Below are 16,414 nucleotides of genomic sequence, written 5' to 3'. Positions count from 1 at the left end.
CAGTTCTTTTAAATTGTACTGGATTGTATCTGTTTCGTGCGCTTGATTTGGCATGTAATTCTTGTATATCAATATGAGTAGAAAAACATGCAGCAAAATAATATTGGTTGGCTACATGGTTTATTGGGTGTCATTATTTTTGCAGGATCAATGCCAGCGACTCGACTTGCTGTGTCTGGTTTTAGTCCTGAGTTTCTAACTGGTGCGCGTGCAGTGCTCGCCGCAGGTTTTGCAATTTTGTGTCTGATTTATTGCAAACAAACGCTGCCCAATTTTAAGCAAATCAAGTCTTTGCTTATTATTGCATTTGGCGTTGTATTTGGCTTTCCATTTTTTACAGCCCTCGCTTTGCAAGACATGACGGCTGCTAGAGCACTGGTCTTTGTTGCATTATTACCCCTTGCAACAGCATTATTTGCCGTACTCCGTGCAGGTGAAAGACCGAGTATCAAATTTTGGTTAGCCGCACTGACTGGAAGTAGTTTTATCATCCTGTTTATGTGGCAACAGGATAATCAGCGCCTGAATTTAACTGCTGATTTATATATGCTGATTGCCATCTTTGCCTGTGGTTTAGGTTATGCCGAAGGCGGGCAATTGTCGAAACAACTTGGAGGCTGGCAAGTGATTTGCTGGGCTTTGGTTTTGGCTTTACCTGGTATGCTGGTGCTCGCTGGCTGGTATTTCCCACCGAATTTAGCCGACATTTCGCTCGCAGCTTATGCAGGACTCATTTATGTCTCGCTATTTAGCATGCTCATCGGCTTCTTTTTTTGGTACAAAGGCTTAGCCTTAGGCGGTGTAGCCCGTGTCGGACAAATTCAGCTGGTTCAACCTTTTTTGGGCTTAATGCTGTGTGCCATATTTTTAAATGAAGCGATCGAGATCAGCATGATTCTGGTCTGTTGTGCAGTTATTCTGTGCGTGTTTTATGCCAAAAAACATGCCTAACATCTGAAGTTATGCAATTAAGCCGATTTGCTGAAATAACTGCTGATAGGCTTCGGCCTTTTTTTCTAAGGCTAAAGGATACGCTCTTGAAGATGAAGGCATCCGCGAGAGCGTCAGCACTCGATCAGCAAACATCGTCTGTGTACTCGAACCAATTATCGGTTTATGAGCATCTTCAGGCATGGAAAGCATTAAGGTGTCTGTTGCTTTATCGCCTGTCGTCACAATATTTTGGCAAAGTGGAATTTGAGCCAATAGCATATTTAAATCTGTTGGGGTTTCAATGTGCAAAAACTTATCTGAAGCATTGTCCTTTAAGCGCACCACTTGGTAGGCTGTATCAAAAATCGCAATACCTGTTTCATTTAGGAAATTACGGATCAATGTTTCTTTAAATTTTTTCTGATCTAAATCAATAAAATGATTTTTGTTTTGAAAAAAGATCAGCCCAAAAATACGCCACATATCGTTTTGAAAATTCGGATAATAAAAATCCATTTTCCAACGTGTTTTCGGGGGTGGAAAACTGCCTAGCATCAATAATTGAGCATTAGGGGGTAAAAATGGTTCGAGGGGATGGGTTTCTATTGTGGACATAGTAAACATCAGAAAAATGTAAATAACTAGATTTTATATTAATTTGCAAAATACTTTTATCTCAATTAAACACACAATAAACTCTAGGTACGTTCTTTATAAAGCCAACCCTACTTATAGAGTCGGCTCATCTTACTCATTCGCTTGTTATTATGCTTTATGCAACAACATCTTGCGCTTTTGTATAATGTTTTTTTAGTTCCCGCTTAAGAATTTTTCCACTTGCATTTTTAGGTAACTCCGTCCTAAAAAATATCTTTTTAGGGGCTTTGTAGCTTGATAGTTGCGTTCGGCAATACTGCAAGATAACGTGTTCATCTAATTCAGCATGCTCATGTTTAATAATCACGGCAACGACCTCTTCAATCCAATGATCATGAGGTATACCAATGACAGCAACTTCTTTAATGCCCTCCAAGGTGTAAATCACCTCTTCAACTTCACGTGTTGAAACATTCTCACCACCTGTTTTCACCATATCCTTTATACGATCTACAACATATAAATATCCATGTTCATTGAAATAACCCAAATCACCGCTATGGAACCAACCATTGCTAAAGCTTTCACTGGTTTTTTCAGGATTTTGATCATAGCCCAATGTTAAATGGCAACTGCGATGCACAATTTCACCGACCTGACCCAACGGTAATATATTTCCATCCTCATCCATAATTTCAGTTTGTACATGAACAGCAGGCTTCCCAACTGATTCAATAAAATGTTCATGATCATCTGGACTCAATACACTCGCCACAGGCGCCATTTCCGTTTGACCATAAAATTGCCAAAAGCGTATATGCGGAAGCAGCTGTCTTAATTGTTCAATGACTGTGCGAGGCATTGTAGAAGCACCATAATATGCTTTTGCCAGTGAACCTAAATCGACTTGAGTAATTACTTCACTGTTTAATAAAGCAATCCATGCTGTTGGAGGGCAAAATAATTTCGTAATCTTTTCCTGAGCAATGGTTTTTAATACTAATTCAGGATCAAAACGTCTGAAAATGTAACTTGTTGCGCCTAAAAATAAGTCTACATTTAAGAATGCGTCGAGCTGCGCACAGTGATAAAGTGGAAATGCATGAATTTCTTTATCATTTGCACTCATTTCTCCTTCAATAATGCATGTCGTATATTGCAGAATTAGACTCTCACTATTTAAGAGTACGCCTTTAGGTAAAGATTCTGTGCCACTGGTATACATCATTCGTATCGGATCATGTGAGTTCAATTCAATTTCTGGTAAATCCACTGAAATATCTTGTAGATAATGTTCAAAGCATTGCCATGAATCAGAGATATGCACATTATTGAGATTTAATACAATTTTCTGTGGCTGAAGAAAAGTAATCTTTTCACAGGCCTCATCGATGACATGGCACAATTCATCTTCACTCACAACCATTTTAGGCTGTGCATGTTCTAATAAATAACTAACCTCGCTGGCATTCAACATAAAGTTAATGGGTACACCGATTACACCTAAACGTGCTGCAGCATGTAAAATTGCAGGAAATTGCCAGCAGTTATGCGACATCACAACTAACTTATCGCCTTTCCTTAATCCAGCCTTATATAGATGAGCAGTAATTTTACTTACCAGCAGATCTAAGTCTTTAAAGCTAATTTTTGTTTCGCCGTCAATCAGTGCAATTTTATGACCATGGCGCTTAGCACTTCTTCCTATAATGTCTGCAATATGAAGCTGCCGTGCACGTTGAATATCCTTAATCACGCTATTTTCCTCTTGTTATATTTCCTGATTTTTTATTTTGTATTTAGAATACTAGGATATAAAAATTTCTGACCTGTTCTTGAAATTTCTATATTTCTACATCCTACCAGTTCTTTTAAAGTACTCAATTGTCAAATTTGATCATTATTCGCCCTAAAAAATAGTTTTTCATATTTTGGGACTTAATTATTTAAATCTATAACCATGATGACGAATGAACTTCACTTCTTCTTATAAAAGATGATGAGTAAAATGAGAATAATAACCAAGATTAAAGAAATAATAGCTGTTTCCATTTTTTAATATCCTTTTTATTTTATTTATAGTTTCTTTTGAGTTTGGAAATCAATAATTTTCTTTAAAAAGAAAGTCATTCACTCTCTTTTCTTGATCAGCATCACCATTTAGTCTATCTAGATTGAGTACTCAGGACCTAAAATTGTTTCACTAACTCATAAGATTTAAAATATGCTCATAATTTTCAGCTCAGCCAATCGAATTTAATGATGGCTGTTGATACAGTCCTAATTTCACCTATTACTCACCCAATGCTGACTCTCACGCATTTGTAAATCTAAAGCGTAAGCTATGCTTATTGTATTAGTGAATCCTCTTAAATTGTTTGTATTAAAATTACTGTATAAATTTTTATAAAGATAAGGGTTTAAAACCCCTATCTGGTAAAGCTTAACCCAATTTATTGACAATGCGCAAAGGCAACACTTTCATAGCCAAACCCATTGGTAACCATGGCCATTTGGGTACATAAGCTTTAACAGGCGCTTTCTCAATCGCTTCGGCAAGTAAATGAGATCCTGTCTTTTCATCAACTTCAAATGGCAGTTTTTTGGCACCGTCATTGAGTTCAGTGCGAATATAACCCGGGAAAATGGTTGATACTTTAATTGGGGTATCAATCAACTCGGCTCGAATGCCTTCAGCTAAATGTGCCACCGCGGCTTTGCTCGCGGCATAAGTTGAGAGATGTTTTGGTAAGCCACGCATGGCACTCATAGATGAAATCACCACCAAATGCCCAGAATTTTGTGCTCGAAAGATCTCTACTGCGGCCTCACATTGCGCTAAAGCAGAAATAAAGTTGGTTTCCGCTGTCGCGCGGTTAATCTCAAAATTCCCTTTACCAATACGACGCCCTTGCCCGACTCCGGCATTTACGATAATCCGATCCAGCTTGCCAAAATCCTGTTGAAATGCCTTAAATACTTCAAAGACCTGATCGTAATTGGTGACATCTAAGGTTTTCGCAATGACCTGAATACCATACTGGCTTTCAAGTTCTTGTTTCAATGCTTCTAAGCGATCCATACGTCGTGCACAAATTGCAAGGTTATAGCCTTTTTGTGCAAATTCACGCGCCATACCAGCGCCCAAACCTGAACTAGCCCCGGTAATTAAAATAGTTTTTGCCATGGGTCGAATCCTTGTTATATCCATGTTAAAAGTTCTGAGTCATCTGCTTTAATAAAATGATGCTCATTTAAACTGAGTAATTGCGGCTCATTGCCAACTAAACGCAACGTGGTGATACTGGTATTGGTAATTGCCCAATTCAGTGCAAAAGTTCGATTGGGGTTCAGTTCTAAAATTTTCCCCGCAGCAACAGAAATCACTCCCCCTGAGGTAAATACAACGGCATAGCGTGGTTGAGTTTGTGCCAACTCGTCACATAAATTTTGCAGGGCTGTTTCCACGCGGTCTTTAAATAAAGGCCATGATTCATCATATTCATGATGAAACTCTCCGCCCGTCCAGCGTTCAATTGCCCCTTCAAAAATTTTGGCTAAATATGCTCGGGGATTAACGTGATTGGCCACATCTGACTTTAATAAATGCGGCTCATTAAATCTTGGTTCGTATTGAGCAAAAACTTGCTGATGGTTAAATTCATTCCACAGATGATCCGTCACGACATGACTATGTGGAAAACACTCAGCCAGTGCTAATTGAGCCGTTTGCTGATGACGATGCATTGATCCTGCAACAACATAAGGGGCTTCTTTTAAAATCTGCTTGAAATATTGCCCTAATCGTTGTGCTTGAAGTTCACCCTTACTGGAAAGCTTGTCGTAACTTTCAGCTCCAAACGAGGCTTGCCCATGACGGATCAAATAAATGGTGGTCATTTTTCTAAAATTTCCTTCATTTTTTCAATATATTTATGGGCAATTTCATTGGCTTCTAGCTTTTGTAAACCAATCAACTTTAATGCCCGAATATGCAAGGCATGAATAATGACCCAGAAATCTTTAAACGCAGGGTTATTGGTTTGTTTGTGGAAATAACGGTAGTAAATTTGTTGTGCTATCACCGCCAAACGGAAAATTCCAAACACTTCATAGAACGTCCAGTTTTTCGGCTGTAATCCTGTTTTTTCCAGATAATATTCCACCACTTGTTTACGGGTAAACATGCCTTTGGTATTGGTGGGTTGACGACGGGTGGCTTTAAAAATTTTATTGTCGGTCTCTTCAACCCAATACGCTAGCGCAGAACCTAAATCCATCAGTGGATCGCCCAATGTGGCCATTTCCCAATCCAACACGCCAATGACTTGGGTTGGATCTTGCGGATCTAGAATAACATTATCAAAACGCCAGTCATTATGAATCAGGCATGTGGCAGAGTCTTCAGGAATATGTTCCATGAGCCATTTACGCACGTATTTAAATGTTGGAACGTTTATCGTATGGGCTTTTTCAAAGCGTTGATCCCATCCCTCAACTTGACGTCGGCAGTAACCTTCTCCTTTGCCTAATTTTTCCAGCTCAGTGCCTTCGTATGGGACTTGATGTAACTCGATCAGTTTGTCGATAACATTGACACAGAGCTGCTGGACTTGTGCTTCCGTAAAATGCAATTCAGGAGGTAACTTAGCCCGTGGAATAATACCTTCAATACGCTTCATGACATAAAAGTCACAGCCAATGACCGACTCATCCTGACAAAGTCCAATCATTTTAGGCAGCACAGGATAAAAGGGAGCTAGATTTTTCTGCACTGTATATTCACGTGCCATATCATGAGCAGATTTGGCTTTAGTCCCTTTAGGTGGACGACGCAGGATTAAGTCCGTATTGTCATACTTTAAACGATACGTCCAATTCGAAGCCCCCCCTGAATATTGAGTGACTTCAACTTGACCTTCTAAAGTGACACCTTGTGACTTTAACCAGTCTTCTACCGCTTGGACATCCAGTTCTTCCCCTTCACGGACATTGCCACCGACATCAATTACCGACATACTTTTATCCCTAATTTTTTAGACTTTGAGTGCTTAACTTACTTTTACCACAGCTTTATTTTTTACGCGCGCCGTATCCACGTTTTTTCAGTTCAAGTTTTGCAATCATGCCTTTATGAACTTCATCTGGACCATCAGCTAAACGTAAACTGCGGGCTTGAGCAAAAAAGCCCGTTAACGGCGTATCTCTAGAAACACCCGCACCACCATGTATTTGAATTGCCATATCGACAACTTTCTCCAGTACGCTTGGAGCGACGACTTTAATGGCTGAAATTTCGGTCAGTGCAGCCATATTGCCTAAGGTGTCCATCTTATATGCCGCATACAACGTCAATAAACGGGCTTGATCAATGGCAACACGGGCTTCCGCGACACGCTCCAAATTCCCACCCAGTTTTAAAATTTCTTTACCAAAAGCGGTTCGGCTCATGCCTCGGTCAATCATTAACTCTAGAGATTTTTCTGCTGCACCGATACAACGCATGCAGTGATGAATTCGCCCTGGGCCAAGACGACCTTGTGCAATTTCAAAGCCCTGACCTGCACCACCAATAAAGTTAGCTACGGGTACACGAACATTATCAAAACTAATTTCACCATGACCATGAGGTGCATCATAATCACCAAAGACTGGTAACATCCGTTCAATGGTGACACCCTTGGCATCAATCGGAACCAAAACCATAGAATGTTGATGATGACGATCTTTGCTGTCATCTGGTGTATGCGCCATAAAAATAATGATTTTGGCATTTGGATCACCTAAACCAGATGACCACCATTTACGTCCATTCAATACAATTTCATCACCATCTACTACCGCAGTTGCCTGCATATTAGTGGCATCACTTGAAGCAACAGCGGGTTCTGTCATACAGAACACCGAACGAATTTTGCCTTCAAGTAATGGCATCAACCATTGTTGCTTTTGAGCCTCATTGCCATAACGCCATAACACTTCCATGTTGCCACTATCTGGCGCATTACAATTAAAAACGGTGGGAGCAATCAGGCTACGGCCAGTTAATTCGGCAATATGTGCGTATTCTTGAACGGAAAGTCCTGCGCCCAATTCAGGATCAGGCAAAAACATGTTCCATAACCCCGCCTCTTTCGCTTTGGATTTTAAGTATTCTAATTGCGCGGGCCATTGCCAGGTCGTCCAATCACCATTTGGGTTTAAATGATGAACTTCATTCCAGAATTCCGTTTCAACTGGCTCAATTTCATTTTTTATAAAGGCTTTAGTGCGTTCAATATAGTCTTTGGCACGTGCTGAAAGTTCAAACATTTTGTCATCCTGTAAATTTTGTCTTTTTTCACTTTACAGTACAGTAGCCTGAAAACTAATATGAACCAAATGATTTAATTCAATACACCAGCATGAAAAAAATTCATAATATGGTCGATATGGATTTGGCCGCCTTTTATCATATCGATATTAATCTCTACCCTTTGTTTGTGGCTATTTTTGAACAAAGCAGCATATCGAAAGCTGCTCAAATTCTGAATATCACACAATCAGCTGCCAGTCATGCTCTACAACGGCTGCGTCATCAACTCCAAGATCCTCTGTTTATTCGAGCTGGCACCAAAATGCTGCCAACTCCTTTTGCAGAGCAATGTTACCCAACCATTAAAAAGGCACTGAAAGCCCTTCAAAGCATTTCTTTGCAAAAGCAAAGTTTTGAGCCAAGCATGATTCAATCACTCAAAATTGCCGTGCATGATGAAATTGAACCGATTATATTCCCTCGTATTCTGCAACATTTTCAAAATCTTAATTTAGATATCCAATTTAGTAGCATTAAATTAGATCGTAAAACTGTCGTGGCAGATTTGGCTGCCCAGCAAATTGATTTTGTGATGGATTTAGAACAAAACTTCGGTGAAAAAATCCAGTTCTATCCTTTAGTTCATGACCAATTTGTTGCCTGTACTCAGCAAACTCAAATGAATGAAGCCATTTATTTTTCATCGCCACATATAGGGGTTTCTTCGCGCCGTACCGGTTTATTAATCGAGGATATTTACTTACAACGTCAACAATTAAGCCGAAATATCTTTTTACGCTGTCAGCATTACTCCACTGCTTTACAAATTCTGGATCAAAATTCAAAAGCGATTTTAACCATGCCAGAAACGATCTTGTCGCATTTGTTAGTGTCTAATGCACTTAATATTTTTTCTGTGCCTGTTGATTTACCAGATATGAAAATGGGTATGTTTTGGCATAAAGATGTAGATGAAAATTTAAGGCATGTTTTTTTGCGTGAGCAAATTATTTCAATTTTTGCTTAGGCTATTTTTATGAATCATTAGATAATCTCACTGATAATAAAAAAGTGATTTACTGTTCTGTAAATCACTTTTTTGCATGTGCAGAAGCTGTCTTTAATTTTTTAAGCTCATGATTAAGTTGAAGATTAAGCTTAAATTTTGCCTCATTAGCTTTAAAAATAAGTATGGTACAGTCTCATTGTTAATTAGCATGTTCAAGGACTTCGGCTAAACCCTAGCGCAGCACTAAATTTAAATGACTAAAATTATAAGAACACTTTAAAACGTTCCGAATTATCAATATAAGTTTTCTCTTTTGCTTCCCCTGCAACTGAACCAAAAACCAATTGGGCACGTAATTTCCAGTTCTGAGGTATATTCCATTCTCCATGGACTTGCTCATCTACAATCGGATTGTAATGCTGCAAGGAAGCCCCTAGCCCCTCTGTGTGTAATGCTGTCCAGACGGCAAACTGTGCCATAGCGGTAGAATGTTCCGCCCAAATTGGAAAGTTTTCAGCATATAAAGCAAAACGGTTTTGTAAGTCTTCAACTACATTCATATCTTCAAAAAATAAAACGGTGCCCATGCCAGCAGCGAAACTATCCATTTTACTTGCTGTTTTTGCTGCCGCAGTTTCATCTGCTGCATAAGACTGCAACTCTTGTTTAACGAAATTCCAAAATTTTTCATGTTCAGCATGAAACAAAATAACCGCACGTGAAGACTGCGAATTAAATGAGGATGGACTTTCACGAATGCTGTTTTGAATCAGATCGGTTAAATATTCAGGCGTTTGTTCCACTTTTCTCGCCAATGCATAAATGGTACGGCGCTGTTCAATCAAATTGAGAAATTCGTTAGCCATCAGTCAATCCTTATTTCAATATATACCTAGATTTGATGAATCCATGACTTGTATTCATCTATGCTGTGATGGACTACATTATGCAAATTTAATTCCAAATCACTCATAAAAATTTATAAATTTCATATCTATATTTTTTATATTTGGTAAAAAAGATCTTATTGCATTTTACCTTTTCTTCGTGTTTTGGTAATTTTCTTTAAGTTTCAGACCCATAGGACATAAAAAACCCTTGAGTGCGTTCACTCAAGGGTCTAATTCATGACATCTGTGATTGGTCTAAATTATAAGTTTGCCTGTAGTACGGCATTTGAAAGATGTGCTTTCCATTGTTCACGTAATGTTGGCAAGTAGAACTTCTCGCCCAACTCCACCAATTCCGCATCAATCAGCGCATGAATTTCGTGCATGAATAGATAATCTAACTCGACTGTTTTCAACTTTGCATGCTTTTCAGCATCTAATTTGCGCTTTTGTTGTGCACGCTTAACCAACTCATCGGCAAACTTTCTATCTTTAAATTTTGCTAAAGCCGTTAAGCGTAATTCAATCACACCCCAACCACTTAATAATAATTTAAACAGTTCAAAATCTTGAGTGGTTGATTCCCATGTCATTTCTTCTAAATTTTCATTTTCAGGTAGGACAGGCAATAAAAGCTCCATCACACTCGGGAAAATTTTCTTGAAGTTTAGAATAAATTTAACAGGATGCTCACCTGGGTAATCCTTAAATTGCACACGTTTCTGAACATCTGTCAAAAATATATCAAGCATAGGTCATCATCAGCGGTAAAAATCTAACTGCATATTGTACGCACTTATGCGACAGATAAAAACCGCTGATCATGTTTCGTTTTACAGAAGCTTATTTTACGTTCGGAGAAACCATATTCTCTGGTCGAACCACTGCATCAAACTGCTCTTCTGTCACCAATTGCAACTCGACGGCTACTTGTTTCAAGGTTTTACCTTCTTTGTACGCTGTTTTAGCGACTTTGGCGGCATTTTCATAGCCAATCACTGGATTCAACGCTGTGACCAGCATAAGTGAATTATGCAGGAAGTAATCGATTTTCTCGCGATTAGGCTCAATTCCTACTGCGCAATGATCATTAAAGCTGTTACATGCATCCCCCAACAATTGAATCGACTGCAATAAGTTATATGCAATCACTGGCATAAACACATTCAGTTCAAAGTTACCCGAAGCGCCTGCCACATTAATGGTGGTATCGTTACCCAATACCTGTGCAACAACCATGGTCATTGCCTCACTCTGTGTCGGATTCACTTTACCCGGCATAATACTAGAGCCAGGTTCATTTTCTGGAATGCGGATTTCACCAAATCCGCACCGAGGACCACTGGCCAACCAGCGAATATCATTGGCAATTTTATTGAGACTGGCTGCCAGTGTTTTTAATGCACCCGAGGCAAAAACCGCGGCATCACGTCCTGCTAAAGCTTCAAATTTATTTGGTGCTGTAATAAACGGCAAACCCGTTAACCGAGATAATTGCTCGGCAGCTTTTTCAGCATAATCAGGATGGGCATTTAATCCTGTCCCTACAGCAGTTCCTCCCAAAGGCAGCTCATACAAGCCCGAAAGTGCCTGATGTAAGCGCTTTAGACCATGATCAAGTTGGGCAACATAACCACTAAACTCTTGTCCAAGGGTTAACGGCGTCGCATCTTGTAAATGTGTACGCCCAATTTTCACAATATCGCTAAACTCTTGTGCCTTCGCATCTAAGGTATTTCGAAGCTGAGTCACCGCAGGAATCAGCAACTCATTCATTTGCAGACTTGCCGCAACATGAATTGCCGTTGGGAACGAATCATTGGTCGATTGCGCACGATTCACGTGGTCATTCGGATGGACTGGCTTTTGCGCACCCAGTGGATTACCTAGTTTTTGATTGGCAATGTTGGCAATGACCTCATTGCAGTTCATGTTACTTTGGGTGCCTGAACCCGTTTGCCAAACAACCAATGGAAATTGACTGTCCCATTGCCCCTGAATCACTTCCTCAGCAGCATCAACAATATAATGTGCTAATTCTTGTGGAATTTGATTTAAATCCGCATTGGTCAGCGCTGCCGCCTTTTTCACAAGTCCCATGGCACGGATCATTGCACGAGGTAAACGCTCACCACCAATTTTAAAATTCTGTAGACTACGTTGGGTTTGCGCGCCCCACATTGCTTCTGCTGGAACTTCGACTTCACCCATGGTGTCATGTTCAATACGTGTTTGCATGTCTACCTCATTCTTTCTCTATGATCGTTATACTTATTCATGTATTGAATAATAATTTTATTCTAGTTTATTCTTTTAAAATAGTAAACGATAATAATTATCGTTTACTATTGGTGTTCTGCTTTACGTTCGAAGCGACTGTTGATAGAACCGCCATTCATCTTCCAGCATTTGAGTCAGACTACGTTTCGCTTTCCATCCCAGCAACTGTTCCGCTTTGGTCGCACTTGCGCCAACCTGATCAAGCTCTTGTGCAATGGTATAGTTGGTATCAACGGTCTTAATTTGAGTACCTGTGACTTGTGAAATCTGCTGTAATACCGTTTGGATTGAATAGTGAGTACCCGCAATATTAAACGCTTCACAACTATGCTGCTGATTAAACAACCATTTTAAAGCGGCAATTACAGCATCACAGCTATCCAGCACATGCACAAAACTACGTTCTACTGTCCCGTCATCCGTCTTGGCATTTTTGTGCAGATCAATATACTCACGCTGACCCGAGGCAACTTGCATTGCCAAAGGGACAATGTTCTTAGGTAAAGGTTGAACGAATTCACCCAAAATACCGTGTTCAAATGCACCGACAATGTTGCCCAGTCTTAAAATGGCGATATTCCATTCCTCGTCGGTTTTGAAGGTATCTCGTATAATTTCCTCAATCATTTGTTGAGACTTAATATACGGATTTGGATATGCATAGTTAAACGGCTGGTCTTCTTGCAGATCTAAACTTGATTCACCATATACCGCCAAACTGGATAAATGCACCAAATGTCGTACACCGGTACGTTGCATGGCACGCATTAAACTCATAATACAACTGACATTGTCGTTGTAATACTCTAGCGGCTTTAATACAGACTCTTGCAGAGATTTAAAACCCGCCGCATGGACGACTGCATTCACAGTATATTGCTCAAAGACCTTATTCAAAGCAGGTGTGTTGCGAATATCTAGCTTCGCAAACGGAACATACATGCCAGAGATGTATTCCAGTCTTTCCAAGGTCTGTAGATTGGCATTGGACAAATTATCTACAATAATGACTTCTTGCCCCTGAGCCATTAAGCTAAGAGCGACATGAGAGCCTATAAAGCCTAATCCACCAGTTACTAAAATCATTGTATACTACCTTTTTCTTATGAAGTCTGGACGTTCCAAATTTTGATTGGTACAGCCTTTAAGTGAATTCCATGAGTACATTACTGTTAATTACCTCTGCTCCTACTTCCATTTATGCTTGGCATGCACTCGGGCTTGCACAAGCGTTACATACACAACAGCAACCGTTTCGGGTTTTCTTTTATCAAGATGGGGTTACGGTGGCAAACGCCCTGCAATGGGTGCCTGATGACCAACGTAATCTCATGAATGAATGGCAAAAGCTCGATATACGCTTACCTGTATGTGTAAGTGCAGCTTTGGCAAGGGGCATCACAGATGAAGAAAATGCAAAAAGACACAATATTGACCAACATAACTTAGCGCATGGCTTTGAATTGGTCGGTTTAGGTGAGCTTGCCGATGCCGTACAATCCACTGAACGTCTAATCCAATTTTAAGTGGTTATTTTTGGCGAATTTGTTGCATTTAAAAGGTAAATTGTGTGAAAACTGTACTCGTGATATTAACCCAAGCCAACCTAACCAGCTTACAAGTGCATGAAAGCCTTGCTGCGACTATGGTTTTAGCGACATTCGGTTGTGAAGTCAAGGTATTACTCGTGAATGCTGCGCTCAGTTTATTACAGTCTGAGCAGCAGTTTGATGCGATGAAACATGCTTTTAAACTGGGCTCAAACATGGTGGATAGTTTTGAATTTTACGATTTAACCCCAGTTTTGGTCGAAAGTGTGAATCAAGACCATCCTTTTGTGGTCCAAGCCGCGCAAGAAATCGAATTTGTCGAGCTGAATGCCCAGCTTTTACAAGGCTTTGATCACGTTTTATATTGGTAACGGATGAATGTTTTTTATGCAGACTTCTACACTTTATTTGATTCAATCCGATTATTCATCGACTGCCGCGAAGCTGGATCAATTACAAGCACTGCTACAAAGCAATGCGCATATCGTACTTATGGGAGATGCGGTTTTACATGCACATCACCCTGCCCTACAACAGGCTGAACAGTTATTTGTCCTAGATCCCGATGCTACCTTGTTAGGCTCTGTTGCCCCACAACACGTACAAGTAATTTCTTATCCTCAATTTGCCGAGATCTGCTTGGCACATACACGCTGTATGACCATTAAATAATAGGTTTGAACATAACATGATGAATCTAGAGCTTGATCAAGACGGTCACTTGGTCGACTACACCATCTGGACACCTGAAGTAGCACAAGAATTAGCCAATAGCTTGGAGCTAGAGTTGACGGATTGGCATTTCACAGTTTTACAGGCTGTACGTCAATTTTATCAGCAATTTGGGCATTCACCTGCAACACGTCCGCTGATTAAGTTTTTAATAAAAAGCGTGAGTCCAGACATAAATAATGCGCTCTTACAAGAAAAGTTTAACACTGGACTGGTTGCACGTCATTTGAGCCGTTTGGCAGGCATTCCTAAACCCGCCAACTGTTTATAAATTGGCTGCATTAAGCCTGCTGCTGTTCAGCAGGCTTCATTTCAGTATGAAATGGATGCTGTCGGAAAACAGGTTTTACCTGACGTGCATGAAGGGGTTCACCACATTCCGAACACACCATTACCGCAGTAAACACTTGACCACACGGTTTATGCAGCAATTGCATCGGTTTGCCTGAGCCATCATCCATCCATTTGTCTGCCCAAGTGACCATACTCATGAGCACAGGATAAAGCTCTAAGCCTTTTTCAGTTAAGCAATATTCAAAACGCTGCTGGCGCTCGATATAAGGTCTTTTCTCTAAAATTTCATGTTCGACCAGACGTTTTAAACGATCTGCCAAGACATGCCGAGTAACGCCCAACTGCTGCTGAAAATCATCAAAGCGTTTCACTCCCATAAAGGCATTGCGCAAAACCAGGAGTGTCCAACGATCTCCCACTATGGATAAAGCTCTTGCAATTGAACATGGCTGCTCGCCTATCTCATCCCATTTCATACATATCGTCATTTCATCCAGTCTTCTTAAAAGTATCGGATTGTTATTGTTTTGACAACATCGGCGGCACTGATTGCTCAGTGCTCCATAAAAGGCAGATAAAAAAAGCCACGTTATTCACGTGGCTAATCAAGGGATAAAACAGCAACTAGGGAAAAGTTGCCTGATTAAAAGAGATTACTCCCCTTCAACACAGCTATTGTGCTGTTAAGCAACTTATCATTTCCCGTCATTTTCATGTCATTTCCAGTCAATGTGGAGCAAGTGCTTAAATTTCATCTCCTTCTTTCCACACATCTTCATACTCTTCACGATCAATCATAAAGCGATAGCCATGATCAAGTGCTAAATACGGTAAAACATCGGGTAACAGTTTATGTAAATCTTTTACAGCAACCGTTTGGAAAAAATCTTCTCGATCATCATGCTCACCCGCATAAATGAACCAAGAAACCTCATCCCCAGCTTCAGGTTGATTACGAATTCCAACAATAGGGTCCTGCTTTAATGAATCAACCGCTACCGCAATCATATCCTCATCATTTACAGCAAGATACTTTGAGCCATATTCTTCACACACCAGTTTTTGTTCAGTGATTAAGTCCATATCCATAGTGGATACCAAATGCAATGATTGATGTTCCGCAGTTTAGAACCAAGTGCCCTTTGTCTCAAGTCATCCCTACACAAAATATACTGTTGTCATTGACTGTCTTCTGCTAATCTTGATTATGTAACTTTATCAAGGTGAATTATGAGCTCATCCATTAAGACCACACATGGTGGCAAACGTACGAATGCTGGGCGCAAGGCACACTACCCAGAGAAAACTGTGGTCATGCGCGTGCCTGAGTCTAAAGTCATTGCCATTAAAGAATGGTTAAAACCCGTTCCTAAAGATGACCGCCAAGCAGATATAGAACTTAGCTCTATTCTTTTGCAGACGGAATTAAAACTTCCATATCCCTTGGAATCTGTCGCAGCAGGTTTTCCCTCGCCTGCACAAGACTATATTGAAGACTATATTGATTTAAATAAGTATCTGGTACGTAATCCTGTCAGCACTTTTATATTAAGAGTGAATTCTCTGTCCATGAAAAATGCAGGGATTGAAACTGGTGATCAAATTCTAATTGACCGTAGTTTACATGCAGAGCATGGCGATATTGTTTTAGCCCTGATCAATAATGAATTCACGGTAAAACGCTTTATGCAAGAAAAACAGGCAAAGCATGGTTTTAAAGTCTGGCTAAAAGCGGAAAATCCAGATTACCCCGATATCTATCCGCATAGTGAAGAAGATATTGTGGTCTGGGGCGTTGTGACCTGTATTTTAAAGAAACTCAAATAAGTCACGC

General features: G+C 40.1%; 19 protein-coding genes. 7 read left to right on the top strand and 12 right to left on the bottom strand.

What is annotated here, in order from left to right; genetic code table 11:
• Positions 1 to 87 precede the first annotated feature (87 nt).
• Positions 88 to 951 carry a DMT family transporter gene (locus AC6CHI_RS09645; RefSeq protein WP_498120974.1) on the top strand — a complete coding sequence of 288 codons (864 nt, stop codon included), beginning with the start codon at positions 88 to 90 and terminating at the stop codon, positions 949 to 951.
• Positions 952 to 960: 9 nt separating this feature from the next.
• On the opposite strand, the gene AC6CHI_RS09640 is transcribed toward AC6CHI_RS09645, so the two are convergent.
• From AC6CHI_RS09640 to AC6CHI_RS09615, 6 genes are all read right to left on the bottom strand, one after another.
• Entirely contained in the window at positions 961 to 1,548 is a 588-nt protein-coding gene (locus tag AC6CHI_RS09640; protein ID WP_498120972.1) for a uracil-DNA glycosylase family protein, read from the bottom strand.
• A gap of 157 nt (positions 1,549 to 1,705) precedes the next feature.
• The gene (locus AC6CHI_RS09635) at positions 1,706 to 3,286 is read right to left on the bottom strand and encodes a fatty acyl-CoA synthetase (RefSeq protein WP_498120970.1); all 1,581 of its coding nucleotides are present in this window, start codon (positions 3,284 to 3,286) and stop codon (positions 1,706 to 1,708) included.
• A 687-nt stretch (positions 3,287 to 3,973) separates the two neighbouring features.
• Positions 3,974 to 4,717, bottom strand: coding sequence for an SDR family oxidoreductase (locus AC6CHI_RS09630; RefSeq protein WP_498120968.1), 744 nt, complete (start codon positions 4,715 to 4,717; stop codon positions 3,974 to 3,976).
• A 14-nt stretch (positions 4,718 to 4,731) separates the two neighbouring features.
• Positions 4,732 to 5,430: a histidine phosphatase family protein gene (locus AC6CHI_RS09625; protein WP_498120966.1), complete on the bottom strand. Its 699-nt coding sequence runs from the start codon at positions 5,428 to 5,430 to the stop codon at positions 4,732 to 4,734.
• A complete protein-coding gene (locus AC6CHI_RS09620) occupies positions 5,427 to 6,548 on the bottom strand; it encodes a phosphotransferase family protein (RefSeq protein WP_498120964.1) in 1,122 nt (373 codons plus the stop codon). Before AC6CHI_RS09620 ends, AC6CHI_RS09625 begins: the two co-directional genes overlap by 4 nt.
• Before the next feature lie 55 nt (positions 6,549 to 6,603).
• Complete coding sequence (locus AC6CHI_RS09615) at positions 6,604 to 7,842, bottom strand: acyl-CoA dehydrogenase family protein (protein WP_498120963.1); 1,239 nt, start codon at positions 7,840 to 7,842, stop codon at positions 6,604 to 6,606.
• 92 nt (positions 7,843 to 7,934) lie between these two features.
• Between AC6CHI_RS09615 and AC6CHI_RS09610 the strand changes: the two genes are divergently transcribed.
• Complete coding sequence (locus tag AC6CHI_RS09610) at positions 7,935 to 8,852, top strand: LysR family transcriptional regulator (RefSeq protein ID WP_498120962.1); 918 nt, start codon at positions 7,935 to 7,937, stop codon at positions 8,850 to 8,852.
• A 245-nt stretch (positions 8,853 to 9,097) separates the two neighbouring features.
• Here AC6CHI_RS09610 and AC6CHI_RS09605 read toward each other — a convergent pair whose 3' ends face one another.
• The 4 genes from AC6CHI_RS09605 to galE form a co-directional block, all read right to left on the bottom strand.
• The gene (locus AC6CHI_RS09605) at positions 9,098 to 9,700 is read right to left on the bottom strand and encodes a nitroreductase family protein (protein WP_498120961.1); all 603 of its coding nucleotides are present in this window, start codon (positions 9,698 to 9,700) and stop codon (positions 9,098 to 9,100) included.
• A gap of 284 nt (positions 9,701 to 9,984) precedes the next feature.
• Positions 9,985 to 10,476: a hypothetical protein gene (locus tag AC6CHI_RS09600; protein ID WP_498120959.1), complete on the bottom strand. Its 492-nt coding sequence runs from the start codon at positions 10,474 to 10,476 to the stop codon at positions 9,985 to 9,987.
• Between the two features lie 91 nt (positions 10,477 to 10,567).
• Positions 10,568 to 11,962 (bottom strand): class II fumarate hydratase, encoded by a 1,395-nt coding sequence (gene fumC / locus AC6CHI_RS09595; protein WP_498120957.1) that lies wholly within the window; start codon positions 11,960 to 11,962, stop codon positions 10,568 to 10,570.
• A gap of 123 nt (positions 11,963 to 12,085) precedes the next feature.
• Positions 12,086 to 13,090 (bottom strand): UDP-glucose 4-epimerase GalE, encoded by a 1,005-nt coding sequence (gene galE / locus AC6CHI_RS09590; RefSeq protein ID WP_498120955.1) that lies wholly within the window; start codon positions 13,088 to 13,090, stop codon positions 12,086 to 12,088.
• A 71-nt stretch (positions 13,091 to 13,161) separates the two neighbouring features.
• On the opposite strand from galE, the gene tusD reads away from it, so the two are divergent.
• Genes tusD through AC6CHI_RS09570 form a run of 4 tightly spaced genes read left to right on the top strand, consistent with a single transcriptional unit; the run spans position 13,162 to position 14,557 of the window.
• Positions 13,162 to 13,530 (top strand): sulfurtransferase complex subunit TusD, encoded by a 369-nt coding sequence (gene tusD, locus AC6CHI_RS09585; protein ID WP_458891998.1) that lies wholly within the window; start codon positions 13,162 to 13,164, stop codon positions 13,528 to 13,530.
• Positions 13,531 to 13,574: 44 nt separating this feature from the next.
• Complete coding sequence (locus AC6CHI_RS09580; RefSeq protein WP_458891997.1) at positions 13,575 to 13,925, top strand: hypothetical protein; 351 nt, start codon at positions 13,575 to 13,577, stop codon at positions 13,923 to 13,925.
• 16 nt (positions 13,926 to 13,941) lie between these two features.
• A complete protein-coding gene (locus AC6CHI_RS09575; RefSeq protein ID WP_498120953.1) occupies positions 13,942 to 14,226 on the top strand; it encodes a DsrH/TusB family sulfur metabolism protein in 285 nt (94 codons plus the stop codon).
• A gap of 19 nt (positions 14,227 to 14,245) precedes the next feature.
• On the top strand, positions 14,246 to 14,557 hold the full coding sequence (locus tag AC6CHI_RS09570) for a TusE/DsrC/DsvC family sulfur relay protein (RefSeq protein WP_498121234.1): 312 nt from the start codon (positions 14,246 to 14,248) through the stop codon (positions 14,555 to 14,557).
• Positions 14,558 to 14,567: 10 nt separating this feature from the next.
• On the opposite strand, the gene AC6CHI_RS09565 is transcribed toward AC6CHI_RS09570, so the two are convergent.
• A complete protein-coding gene (locus tag AC6CHI_RS09565) occupies positions 14,568 to 15,056 on the bottom strand; it encodes a winged helix-turn-helix transcriptional regulator (protein ID WP_498120951.1) in 489 nt (162 codons plus the stop codon).
• Between the two features lie 268 nt (positions 15,057 to 15,324).
• Positions 15,325 to 15,669 carry an immunity protein Imm33 domain-containing protein gene (locus tag AC6CHI_RS09560; protein WP_498120950.1) on the bottom strand — a complete coding sequence of 115 codons (345 nt, stop codon included), beginning with the start codon at positions 15,667 to 15,669 and terminating at the stop codon, positions 15,325 to 15,327.
• Positions 15,670 to 15,810: 141 nt separating this feature from the next.
• Between AC6CHI_RS09560 and AC6CHI_RS09555 the strand changes: the two genes are divergently transcribed.
• Complete coding sequence (locus AC6CHI_RS09555) at positions 15,811 to 16,407, top strand: LexA family protein (protein ID WP_498120948.1); 597 nt, start codon at positions 15,811 to 15,813, stop codon at positions 16,405 to 16,407.
• Positions 16,408 to 16,414 lie beyond the last annotated feature (7 nt).

This window comes from Acinetobacter sp. GQ146 (assembly GCF_059758585.1).
The sequence above is the reverse complement of the archived record's forward strand: the minus strand, read 5'-3'. Positions and strand labels throughout refer to the sequence as shown.

Coding starts and splice junctions, on each gene's coding strand:
- AC6CHI_RS09620 (WP_498120964.1), bottom strand. CDS start 6,548: ATGTCGGTAATTGATGTCGGTGGCAATGTCCGTGAAGGGGAAGAACTG.
- AC6CHI_RS09575 (WP_498120953.1), top strand. CDS start 13,942: ATGCAGACTTCTACACTTTATTTGATTCAATCCGATTATTCATCGACT.
- AC6CHI_RS09615 (WP_498120963.1), bottom strand. CDS start 7,842: ATGTTTGAACTTTCAGCACGTGCCAAAGACTATATTGAACGCACTAAA.
- AC6CHI_RS09565 (WP_498120951.1), bottom strand. CDS start 15,056: ATGAAATGGGATGAGATAGGCGAGCAGCCATGTTCAATTGCAAGAGCT.
- galE (WP_498120955.1), bottom strand. CDS start 13,090: ATGATTTTAGTAACTGGTGGATTAGGCTTTATAGGCTCTCATGTCGCT.
- AC6CHI_RS09600 (WP_498120959.1), bottom strand. CDS start 10,476: ATGCTTGATATATTTTTGACAGATGTTCAGAAACGTGTGCAATTTAAG.
- fumC (WP_498120957.1), bottom strand. CDS start 11,962: ATGCAAACACGTATTGAACATGACACCATGGGTGAAGTCGAAGTTCCA.
- tusD (WP_458891998.1), top strand. CDS start 13,162: ATGAGTACATTACTGTTAATTACCTCTGCTCCTACTTCCATTTATGCT.
- AC6CHI_RS09560 (WP_498120950.1), bottom strand. CDS start 15,669: ATGGATATGGACTTAATCACTGAACAAAAACTGGTGTGTGAAGAATAT.
- AC6CHI_RS09610 (WP_498120962.1), top strand. CDS start 7,935: ATGAAAAAAATTCATAATATGGTCGATATGGATTTGGCCGCCTTTTAT.
- AC6CHI_RS09645 (WP_498120974.1), top strand. CDS start 88: ATGCAGCAAAATAATATTGGTTGGCTACATGGTTTATTGGGTGTCATT.
- AC6CHI_RS09570 (WP_498121234.1), top strand. CDS start 14,246: ATGAATCTAGAGCTTGATCAAGACGGTCACTTGGTCGACTACACCATC.
- AC6CHI_RS09605 (WP_498120961.1), bottom strand. CDS start 9,700: ATGGCTAACGAATTTCTCAATTTGATTGAACAGCGCCGTACCATTTAT.
- AC6CHI_RS09625 (WP_498120966.1), bottom strand. CDS start 5,430: ATGACCACCATTTATTTGATCCGTCATGGGCAAGCCTCGTTTGGAGCT.
- AC6CHI_RS09640 (WP_498120972.1), bottom strand. CDS start 1,548: ATGTCCACAATAGAAACCCATCCCCTCGAACCATTTTTACCCCCTAAT.
- AC6CHI_RS09630 (WP_498120968.1), bottom strand. CDS start 4,717: ATGGCAAAAACTATTTTAATTACCGGGGCTAGTTCAGGTTTGGGCGCT.
- AC6CHI_RS09555 (WP_498120948.1), top strand. CDS start 15,811: ATGAGCTCATCCATTAAGACCACACATGGTGGCAAACGTACGAATGCT.